Origin of the sequence: Kitasatospora sp. NPDC088861, assembly GCF_044750105.1 — a bacterium.
GTDB lineage: Bacteria > Actinomycetota > Actinomycetes > Streptomycetales > Streptomycetaceae > Kitasatospora.
In genome coordinates, this window is sequence record NZ_JBIVJF010000051.1 from 13,270 (window position 1) to 23,159 (window position 9,890).

The 9,890-nt window shown below is 71.1% G+C and carries 11 protein-coding genes and 1 pseudogene; 7 read left to right on the forward strand and 5 right to left on the reverse strand.

Going from position 1 to position 9,890, the window contains the following annotated elements; genetic code table 11:
• The coding region (locus tag ACIP37_RS36815; protein ID WP_400845340.1) for a choice-of-anchor A family protein at positions 1 to 1,892 on the reverse strand (1,892 nt) is incomplete at its 3' end.
• Between the two features lie 174 nt (positions 1,893 to 2,066).
• On the reverse strand, positions 2,067 to 2,549 hold the full coding sequence (locus ACIP37_RS36820) for a MarR family winged helix-turn-helix transcriptional regulator (RefSeq protein ID WP_063348015.1): 483 nt from the start codon (positions 2,547 to 2,549) through the stop codon (positions 2,067 to 2,069).
• A 122-nt stretch (positions 2,550 to 2,671) separates the two neighbouring features.
• Here ACIP37_RS36820 and ilvA point away from each other — a divergent pair, with 122 nt between their 5' ends.
• The 3 genes from ilvA to ACIP37_RS36835 all read left to right on the forward strand — a co-directional run bounded on the left by ilvA (position 2,672) and on the right by ACIP37_RS36835 (position 6,152).
• On the forward strand, positions 2,672 to 3,883 hold the full coding sequence (gene ilvA, locus ACIP37_RS36825; protein WP_363585470.1) for a threonine ammonia-lyase: 1,212 nt from the start codon (positions 2,672 to 2,674) through the stop codon (positions 3,881 to 3,883).
• Positions 3,884 to 4,177: 294 nt separating this feature from the next.
• Positions 4,178 to 5,293: an ATP-binding cassette domain-containing protein gene (locus ACIP37_RS36830; RefSeq protein ID WP_400809770.1), complete on the forward strand. Its 1,116-nt coding sequence runs from the start codon at positions 4,178 to 4,180 to the stop codon at positions 5,291 to 5,293.
• A 1-nt stretch (position 5,294) separates the two neighbouring features.
• On the forward strand, positions 5,295 to 6,152 hold the full coding sequence (locus ACIP37_RS36835) for an ABC transporter permease (protein WP_363621326.1): 858 nt from the start codon (positions 5,295 to 5,297) through the stop codon (positions 6,150 to 6,152).
• Positions 6,153 to 6,269: 117 nt separating this feature from the next.
• On the opposite strand, the gene greA is transcribed toward ACIP37_RS36835, so the two are convergent.
• The gene (gene greA, locus ACIP37_RS36840; RefSeq protein WP_363585467.1) at positions 6,270 to 6,770 is read right to left on the reverse strand and encodes a transcription elongation factor GreA; all 501 of its coding nucleotides are present in this window, start codon (positions 6,768 to 6,770) and stop codon (positions 6,270 to 6,272) included.
• 401 nt (positions 6,771 to 7,171) lie between these two features.
• Positions 7,172 to 7,588 (reverse strand): DUF4307 domain-containing protein, encoded by a 417-nt coding sequence (locus ACIP37_RS36845; protein ID WP_363621330.1) that lies wholly within the window; start codon positions 7,586 to 7,588, stop codon positions 7,172 to 7,174.
• 240 nt (positions 7,589 to 7,828) lie between these two features.
• Between ACIP37_RS36845 and mca the strand changes: the two genes are divergently transcribed.
• From mca to ACIP37_RS36860, 3 genes and pseudogenes are all read left to right on the forward strand, one after another.
• A complete protein-coding gene (gene mca / locus ACIP37_RS36850; protein WP_063351176.1) occupies positions 7,829 to 8,734 on the forward strand; it encodes a mycothiol conjugate amidase Mca in 906 nt (301 codons plus the stop codon).
• Between the two features lie 49 nt (positions 8,735 to 8,783).
• Entirely contained in the window at positions 8,784 to 8,975 is a 192-nt protein-coding gene (locus ACIP37_RS36855) for a hypothetical protein (protein ID WP_063348010.1), read from the forward strand.
• A gap of 78 nt (positions 8,976 to 9,053) precedes the next feature.
• Positions 9,054 to 9,217, forward strand: a pseudogene (locus ACIP37_RS36860) (DUF255 domain-containing protein).
• Positions 9,218 to 9,244: 27 nt separating this feature from the next.
• On the opposite strand, the gene ACIP37_RS36865 reads toward ACIP37_RS36860, so the two are convergent.
• Positions 9,245 to 9,652 carry a type II toxin-antitoxin system VapC family toxin gene (locus ACIP37_RS36865; protein ID WP_400809773.1) on the reverse strand — a complete coding sequence of 136 codons (408 nt, stop codon included), beginning with the start codon at positions 9,650 to 9,652 and terminating at the stop codon, positions 9,245 to 9,247.
• A 17-nt stretch (positions 9,653 to 9,669) separates the two neighbouring features.
• Here ACIP37_RS36865 and ACIP37_RS36870 point away from each other — a divergent pair.
• On the forward strand, positions 9,670 to 9,890 hold a 221-nt coding region (locus tag ACIP37_RS36870; RefSeq protein ID WP_400845343.1), incomplete at its 3' end, for a hypothetical protein.

Genomic DNA, 9,890 nt, shown 5'->3' on the forward strand with positions numbered 1-9,890 from the left:
GAGCCGACGGGGGTGTCGGGGTTGGTTCCGGTGGTTTGGAGGCCGGGGACGCCGTTGGTCTCGTGCCAGAGTTGGAAGGTGGCGCCGGCCAGTGGCTGTCCGGTGGTGGAGTCGACCTTGGTCACGCTTGTGGACGCGGTCGGGGCGGTGGCTTTGGTGTCCTGGACGGTGATCGGGACGTTCTGTCCGTTGGTGTCGAGGACGACGGTGGTGACGTTGAGTTCCGGCAGGTCGTAGCCGGGGGGAGCGGCGGTTTCCTGCCAGTAGTAGGTGCCGAGGAGGAGGCCGCTTGCGGAGCAGGTGCCGTTCGCTCCGGTGGTGCAGGGGGAGCCGACGGGGGTGTCGGGGTTGGTTCCGGTGGTTTGGAGGCCGGGGACGCCGTTGGTCTCGTGCCACAGCTGGAAGGTGGCGCCGACCAGCGGTTGCCCGGTGGCGGAGTCGACCTTGGTCACGCTTGTGGACCCGGTCTCGACGATCGGGGACTTGGTGTCCTGGACGGTCACCGGGACGTTCTGCCCGTTCGTGTCGAGGACCACGGTCGTCACCGCGGGCTGCGGCAGGTCGTAACCGGGGGGAGCGGCGGTCTCCTGCCAGTAGTAGGTGCCCAACGGGAGACCGGCCGTGGAGCAGACGCCGTTCGCCCCGGTCGTGCAGGGGGCGCCCACCTCGGTGTCCGGGGTGACCCCCGAGGTCTGGAGGCCGGGGACGCCGTTGGTCTCACGCCACAGCTGGAAGGTGGCCCCCGCCAGGGGCTGCCCGGTGGCGGAGTCGACCTTGGTCACGCTGGTCGAGGCGGTGGGAGCGGGACTTCCGCACGCCGGAAGGTCGCCGTTGAAGGGATAGGCGTGGAACTCGGTCCCGGTCATCCCCGAGCCGGAGTTCTGGAGCAGCGAACCGGTGGTGAAGAACCGTCCGTTCAGACCGGGCAGGCTCATGGCGGCGGTGCTGGCCGGGTTGCCGACCAGCACACTGCCCTGGAACTGCCCCGATCCCTTGAGCGTGACGGACGTCGCGGCGGGGAAGTTCCACAGGAGGCGCTCGCGCAGCCGGTTCCAGGGATCGGTGTCCTGGAGGCTCCCGCTGTAGGTGTTGATGGTGCGGGCGCCGCCCACGAGGTTGACGAGTACCGTCGCGTTCGCGGGGATGCCGGCGAACGCGATGCCCTGAGTGGAACCTCCGTTCCCGGCGATGTCGAAGTCGACGTTGAAGACCTGGAGTGCGGAGGTGCCGTCACCGGTGAACAGGGTCTGGTACCCCTGGTTGACCGCGGTTCCGGTGACGGGGCGGGGTGTGCCGACCCCGGCGTAGCACTCGCTCGCCGTCTGCAGCTGACCGCGCAGCGGCGTGTAGGCGGCCACGGCCTGTGCTTCCTGGACCTTCGTGCCGACGATGGTGCCCGTGGCCGTGCCCGCGTAGCGGACGACGCCGCCCTCCGCCAGGAGCCTCTGCCCCGGGGCCACCGTGACGTTGCCTCCGGCGGTGAGGAAGTCGGCGCCGTTCGGCGGGGGGACCCGTGAGCCGACGCCGACGATGCCGATGTTGTAGACGGAGCTGCCTCCCGGGGCCTTGTTCAGGTCGAAGTTGCCGAGGGTCACCACGTGCCCCTCGGCCTCCGCGGCGGAACCGCCGACGTTGAAGTCGCCGCCGACGAAGATGTTCACGCCGTCGTCGCGGCCTGCGAAGGGACCGTTGTTGACCGGGGGGAACGTCGCGGGACAGTCCGCACCCAGGCACGGCCCGAGGCCGCCCGGAAGACCGGCCGCGTACGCGGCCGGCGGTGCGACGAGTGACATGCCGAAGGGCACGAGCGTCAGGGCCAGGACGGAACCCACCGTCCTGCCGAGTCGGCGTCTCCAGGTGACGGTGGTCACCGGGTTCTGACTGGGCTTCACCTCAGTCCTCTCACCATGTGGACACAATGGGGCCCTCGGAGTGTTCCGGGCTGGAGGGCCGAGCATCGTGACTCGTTGGTGTTGTCATCTGAAAATCGTGTTAATGCACCCGTTCGGCTGTGTGTCGACGGGTGATCGGTCCGAGCGCGAGGGACGGCCTCCGGCCGTCGGCGGTCACTGGCCCTGCTGGTCCGCGGTGTACGACTCCATCGCGTGGTTGAAGCGGGCCAGCAGGGCGCAGAACGCCTGCTGTTCCTCGGGCGGCCAGTCGGCCGTCAGGCGGCGGGTCAACTCGGCCCGCCCGTCGCGGACTTCGGCCAGTCGGCCGGAGCCGACCGGGGTCAGCGCGAGGCGTACGGCGCGGCGGTCGGCCGGGTCCTGGACCCGGCCGACCAACCCGCCCGCGACCAGCGGGGCGACCTGCCGGGTCACCGTGGAGGAGTCGACGCCGAGCGACTCGGCCAGCGCCTTGACGTTGGCGGGCCCGTGCCGCTCCAGGCGGTCGAGCAGCAGGTAGGCGGCCCGGTCCAGCGCGCCGAGACCGCCGCCGGTGGTCCGGACCTGGTCCATCCGGCGGGCGAACACCGCCAGCTGGTACTGGAGTCGGGCGTGCACGGGGTCGGTGCGGTCGGTGGCCTGGGGCGAGGTCGTCGTCATCGCGGCTCACGATCGTCGTGCGGTGAGGGAGGCTCAGAAGCAGCAGCGTACGCGGGCGGGGCGGGCCCGGGAACAGCCCCGGCATCCCGGATTGCCGGTGTCGACCACCGTAGGCTGGCGTTATGCACAACTGGCCGGTCACCCTCGACGACGTCCGCGGCGCCCAGAAGATGCTCGCCGGAATCGCCCGGGTGACGCCGATGGAGGGCAGCCGGTACCTGTCCGGGCTGATCGGCGCGCCGGTCCACCTGAAGTGCGAGAACCTCCAGCGCACCGGTTCGTTCAAGCTGCGCGGCGCGTACGTGCGGATCGCCGGGCTCTCGCCGGTGCAGCGGGCCGGCGGGGTGGTGGCGGCGAGCGCGGGCAACCACGCGCAGGGGGTGGCGCTGGCGGCCTCGCTGCTGGGGGTGCACTCGACCGTGTTCATGCCGGTCGCGGCACCGCTGCCCAAGGTCGCGGCGACCCGGGAGTACGGCGCGCAGGTGCGGCTGCACGGTGCCACGGTGGACGAGGCGTTGCAGGCCGCGCAGCGGTACTCGGAGGCGACCGGCGCCGTGTTCATCCACCCCTTCGACCACTGGGACGTGGTCACCGGCCAGGCGACCGTCGGGCTGGAGATCCTGGAGCAGTGCCCCGAGGTGCGGACCATCCTGGCCGGGGTGGGCGGCGGCGGCCTGCTGGCCGGGATCGCGGCGGCGGTCAAGCCGTTGCGGCCGGACGTCCGGGTGGTGGGGGTGCAGGCGGCGGGCGCGGCCGCGTACCCGCCCTCGCTGGCGGCCGGGCGGCCGGTGTCGCTGGAGCACTACGCCACGATGGCCGACGGGATCATGGTCGGCCGGCCCGGGGACATCCCGTTCGAGGTGGTCAACTCGCTGGCGGACGGCGTCCGGACGGTCTCCGAGGACGCGCTGTCGCGGGCCCTGCTGCTCGGCCTGGAGCGGTTGAAACTGGTGGTCGAACCGGCCGGGGCGGCCCCGATCGCGGCGCTGCTGGAGCAGCCGGACTCCTTCGAGGGGCCGGTGGTGGCCGTGCTGTCCGGCGGCAACATCGACCCGCAGCTGATGCAGCGGGTGCTGCGGCACGGGCTGGCGGCGGCCGGCCGGTACCTGTCGCTGCGGGTGCGGCTGGCGGACAAGCCGGGCTCGCTGGCCGACCTGCTGGGGGTGCTGACCAGGCTGGACGCCAACGTGCTGGACGTCGCGCACGTGCGGATCGACCCGCGGCTGGGGCTGACCGAGGTCGAGGTGGACCTGCACCTGGAGACGAAGGGGCCGGAGCACTGCGCGGCCGTGGTCGGCGAGCTGCGGGACGCGGGGTACGTCGTTTCCAGCTGAGTCCCGAAGGCGCCTGAGGAGCCTGAGAAGCCTGGGGCGCTTGGGGCGCTTGGGGGGCTTGGCGCCTCGGGCGCCGGATGGTGCGGGGCGGGCCTCAGCGGATCTCGGTGGATGTCAGTGGTCCCTGTCACGATGGCGGAGCCCTATGCCTTGACGCGATATATCGCGTGCTGCCAGACTCGCGATACATCGCGTTCTGTGCGCCGGTAGGCGAAAACCGAGTCGCCCGCATGCCCGAAAAAGGGGCAGAGTGTGACAGATCGCCCATATTCGTCCGAGGAGATGAGGCAGGCCATGGCGCCAGCCATCCAAGCCGAGAACCTGGTCAAGACCTTCGGCGACGTACGAGCCCTGGACGGCGTGAGCCTCGACGTCCCCGAGGGCACGGTGCTCGGGCTGCTCGGCCCGAACGGCGCCGGCAAGACCACCACCGTGCGGGTCCTCACCACCCTGCTGCGCCCCGACTCGGGCCGCGCGGTGGTCGCCGGCGTCGACGTGCTCAAGCACCCCAACAAGGTCCGCAGTCTGATCGGCCTGTCCGGCCAGTACGCGGCGGTCGACGAGTACCTCACCGGCTTCGAGAACCTCCAGATGGTCGGCGAGCTCTACCAGATGAGCGCCCGTCAGGCGAAGGTCCGGGCGCTGGAGCTGCTGGAGTGGTTCAACCTCACCGAGGCCAAGGACCGCACTGCCAAGACCTACTCCGGCGGCATGCGCCGCCGCCTCGACCTCGCCGCCGCGCTGGTCGTCCGGCCGCCGGTGATGTTCCTCGACGAGCCGACCACCGGCCTCGACCCGCGCAACCGGCTCGCGCTCTGGGAGGTCATCGAGACCCTGGTCGAGCAGGGCACCACGCTGCTGCTCACCACCCAGTACCTGGAGGAGGCCGACCGGCTGGCGCACGACATCGCCGTCGTCGACCACGGCCGGGTGATCGCCCGCGGCACCGCCGACCAGCTCAAGGCCCAGATCGGCGGCGAGCGGATAGAGGTCGTGGTGCACGAGCCGGGCCTGGTCACCGACGCGGTCGCGGCGCTGTCCGGGTACGCGCTGGGCGAGCCGGCGGTGGAGAAGAACACCCGCCGGATCACCGTGCCGGTCAGCGGCGGCGCCCGGGTGCTCGCCGACGTCATCCGCGAACTGGACGCCCGCGGCATCGAGATCGACGACATCGGCCTGCGCCGCCCGACCCTGGACGACGTGTTCCTCACCCTCACCGGCCACGTCGCCGAGGCGGTGGAGGAGGAGAACGGCTCCGGCGGCCGCGGCCGGGGCGGTCGGGGCAAGGGCGGGCCGTCCGCCGAGGGGCCGCCCGCCGAGGGGCCGGACGGCTCCGACGGCCAGGGACAGGACGGCTCCGACGGCCAGGGACCGGACAAGCAGGCCGTCGCGGCCGGAACGGAGCGCTGAGATGAGCACCGCCACCGAGCACGCCATCGGCGAGGCGATGCCCAGGCAGCGCCGCGGCGTCGCCGCCACCCTGCACGACTCCTGGGTGGTCGCCAAGCGCAACCTGCGCCGGATGACCAGGATCCCCGAGATCGTGGTCTTCGGGCTGATGCAGCCGGTCATGTTCGTGCTGCTGTTCTCGTACGTGATGGGCGGGGCGATCAAGATCCCCGGGGCGAGCTCCAGCTCCGACTCGTACATCCAGTTCCTGATGGCCGGCATCTTCGCCCAGACCGTCACCTTCGCCGTCGCCGGCGCCTCCGCCGGGATCGCGGAGGACATGACCAAGGGCCTGGTGGACCGCTTCCGCTCGCTGCCGATGGCCCGCTCGGCCGTGCTGGTCGGCCGCACCCTGGCCGACCTGTGCCAGACCGCGTTCACCGTGGTCGTGCTGGCCCTGGTCGCGCTGCTGGTCGGCTGGCGGATCCACGACGGCGTGCTCAACGCACTCGGCGCCTTCGGCCTGCTGCTCCTGCTCGGCTACGCGTTCTCCTGGATCGGCGCGCTGATCGGCCTCTCGGTGCGCAGCCCCGAGGCGGCCACCTCGGCCGGCCTGATCTGGCTGTTCCCGCTGACCTTCGTCTCCAACGCCTTCGTGCCGGTCAGCTCGATGCCGGGCTGGCTGCAGGCGGTCGCGTACTGGAACCCGTTCAGCGCCACCGTGCAGGCCTGCCGGGACCTGTTCGGCAACCAGGTCGGCCCGGTGGACGCCACCTGGCCGATGCAGCACGCCGCACTGGTGTCGGTGCTCTGGTCGGTGCTGATCACCGCGGTGTTCTCCTGGCTGTCGGTGCGCAAGTACCGCTCGGCCGTGGGCTGAACCGCGCCCGGTACGCCGCGAGGGCGGCCGCGGAGTCCTGGACTCCGAGGCCGCCCTCGTCTGTCGGTCAGGCCTGGTCAGGCCGGATCGCGCCGGATCACGTCGGATCAGGCCTGGTCAGCCGGCGTGCGGCACGACCTTGACGATCTTCACCATGGCGGGCTTGCCGTTCGGCAGATCGTAGGTCGCCTCGTCGCCGATCTGCTTGCCGTCGATCGCGCGGCCCAGCGGCGACTGCGGCGAGTAGACGTCCATGGTGTCGGCGCCGGCGACCTCGCGCGAGGCGAGCAGGAACTCCATGGTGTCGTCCTCGTCGCCGTCGAAGGCGACCGTGACGACCATGCCCGGGGCCACCACACCCGAGTCGGCCGGGGCCTCGCCGACCTTGGCACGCTCCAGCAGCTGGGTCAGCTGGCGGATGCGCAGCTCGTACTTGCCCTGCTCCTCCTTGGCCGCGTGATAGCCGGCGTTCTCCTTGAGGTCGCCCTCCTCGCGCGCCGCCTCGATCTTCTGGGCGATCTCGATGCGCCAGGGCCCGGTCAGGTGATCCAGCTCGGCCTTCAGCTGGTCGTAGCCGGCCTGAGTGAGCCAGGTCACGTTCTCACTGGTCTGGGTCACGGGTGCTCCTCGTAGGTGCTGGGGCTGTGCTGAGGGTGTGAGTCGTCAGCAGGGTTGGTGGTGATATCGGTCGTAACTACAAAGCAACGCCCGCTCCCGTACCATCCGGTGCGGAAGGGGCGAAACCACGAGCCTAACAAGTCCTGCCGACAAGCAGAAGGGTCGTTGGCGCGCCATTGACGTCGGCGTTGCGCCACGGTGTACAGCGAATGCGCCACGGTGTACGGGGGCGGTGCGTGCCGGGCCGGGTGCGGGACTTCCTACGGATGCCCGTTCTCCCGATCGGTTATGCGCCGGTGCCCGGCAGAGTACCGGTGGTGCCCGGCAGAGTACCGGTGAGCGCGGCGCGCTGCCGGTGCGACTCGGCGGCCGGGCCTCCTCCTCCGCGCTCCTTCGGGGGCTTACTTCTTCGCCGGCGTGCAGCCCAGCAGTTCGGCGGTGGTGCCACGGGCGGTGGTCCGCAGCGTGACCACGGCGTCGTAGCTGGAGCCGTCGGCCGGCACCGGGAAGTCGGCCACCCCGACCACCGAGCCGTCCGAACCCTGCGAGCGGACCGTGCAGCTGCCGGCCGTCCCGCCGCTCTTGCGCACCGCCAGGTGCAGCTCGACCTCGGAGTCCGAGACCGCCTGGAAGGTCGGCACCGAGCCGTTGATCGTGGTCTCGCGCAGCAGGTAGGAGCCGCCCAGCCAGGCCACCAGGCCCAGGCCCAGCACGCCGCAGACCGCGCCGACCACCTTCAGGCGGCGGTCCGAATCGCGGTCGCCGCGCCGGCCGTAGCGCCCCTCGGGCAGCTGCGGGGTGGTGGTGCTCGCGTTCATCGGACCCAGTCCTCTCCTGACGGGAGGGGCCGCGCGGGTGGTGCGGGGGAATGCGACGCTCCTCCAGTCCGTCACTATAGGAGGGGCACGCCCGCGGCCGGTCCGGCGGGGGCGGGGCTCGACCGGGCCGGGGTTCGTCCGCGGCCGGTCCCGCGGCGACGCGGCCCCGACGTGAGCGGCTCGTACGGTGGGCGGACCGGACTTCGCGGAACGCCCGATATGTGGAAGGAACGCAAGGCGTTGACTGAGCAGTTGCGACTGATGGCGGTGCACGCCCACCCGGACGACGAGTCCAGTAAGGGCGCGGCCACCATGGCCATGTACGTCGAGCAGGGAGTGGACGTGCTCGTGGCCACCTGCACCGGGGGCGAACGCGGGTCGGTTCTCAACCCCAAGCTCCAGGGGGACCCGTACATCGAGGAGAACATCCACGAGGTGCGCCGCAAGGAGATGGACGAGGCCCGGGCGATCCTGGGCGTCAAGCAGGCCTGGCTCGGCTTCGTCGACTCCGGCCTGCCCGAGGGCGACCCGCTGCCCCCGCTGCCCGAGGGCTGCTTCGCCCTGGAGGACGTGAAGGAGGCGGCCGAACCGCTGGTCCGGCTGATCCGGGAGTTCAAGCCGCAGGTCATCACGACCTACGACGAGAACGGCGGCTACCCGCACCCCGACCACATCATGACCCACAAGATCACCATGCTGGCCTTCGACGCCGCCGGAGACCCGGACGCCTACCCGGAGGCCGGCGAGCCCTGGCAGCCGCTGAAGGTCTACTACAACCACGGCTTCCCGATGGGCCGCATCCGCGCCCTGCACCAGTACCTCACCGAGCACGGCCACGACTCGCCGTACGGGGAGTGGATCGCGGGCTGGGAGAAGAGCGGCCGCCAGGAGCGCGAGATCACCACCCGGGTGAGCTGCGGCGACTGGTTCGAGACCCGCGACCGCGCGCTGATCGCCCACGCCACCCAGATCGACCCCGACGGGCCGTGGTTCCGCGTCCCGCTGGACGTCCAGCGCGAGGTCTGGCCCACCGAGGACTACGAACTCGCCCGTACCCTGATCGACGTGGACCTGCCGGAGGACGACCTGTTCGCCGGCCTGCGCACCCCCACCCTGGCCGTCGAGGCCGCCGACACGCGCGACTGAACCACCCCCCGATGGCCCGGCTCCCCGTGAGCCGGGCCACCATAGAGATATGAGCGCCCCCGTGAACCTCGTCAACCTCGCCGCCGACCTCGCCGTCGACGACGCCAAGGTCACCCCCGGACTCCTCGGCTTCGTCGTCTTCGCCGCCCTCGGCGTGGCCACCTGGTTCCTGGCCAAGTCCATGAACCGGCAGTTCAAGAAGGTCGACTTCGCGGAGGAGCCGGAAGCCCCCAAGGAGTAGCGCGCGGGCGCGCGCGGGGCCCGGCTCGCCGCAGCCGGTGTCCCGGCGCCCGGCCCCCGATGCGCGAGGATGGGGGGCATGCCGAACCGTCTCGCGGACGCGACCTCGCCGTACCTGCTGCAGCATGCCGAGAACCCGGTCGACTGGTGGCCCTGGGGCCGGAGGCGTTCGCGGAGGCGGAGCGGCGGGGGGTCCCGGTGCTGCTCAGCGTCGGGTACGCGGCGTGCCACTGGTGCCAGTGAACTCGTCAACCCAGTAGTCGGCGGCGCTCACACCTCTCTGATGATCACGCGGCTCCCGCAGAGCTTCGACCAGTCGTCGCGGTCGGAGGTCAGAACGATTGCTGGAGCCGGGACGCGTAGCGCGAGTGCGGCGACGAGGGCGTCGATCGCGTACTTGTGCCCGTGCAACCCGCCTGCGTCGTGAAGAAGGTTCACTGCGGTCAGGGAGTCATCCTGACTGACCGGCTCCACCCGCAGCCGGGACAGCACCCACTTCAAGCGCGCCATGTCGGTCTTCCCGTGCACGGCTTCGACGATGGCCAGCGCAGACACGAGGACAGGAACTCCGACCTGCCGGGATGCCTCGATGCGCGCCACCATCTTGCGGTCGTTGCGGAGGAGCAGGGAGAGCGCCTCGGAGTCGAGCACCAGCGAGCGAGCCGGCTGCTCCTTCACGCAGCGCCCCGATCGACATGCCGGGCCTTCTCGTCCCCGAACAGCTCGCGATGAGCGGTTGCGATCTCCTGCTCTGTGAGCTCGCCGTGCGCATCCTCGTGGGATGCCACGATCTCAGCGAGCCCGTCCATGGCGATCTGATGTCTGAGAGGGTGTTCGATACCGATTTAGGCTGCTGCGAGAGGTTTCGGGCGGAGGTATTGCCCGATTTTGTCGGGACTGGCGGTCAGGCGGTTGG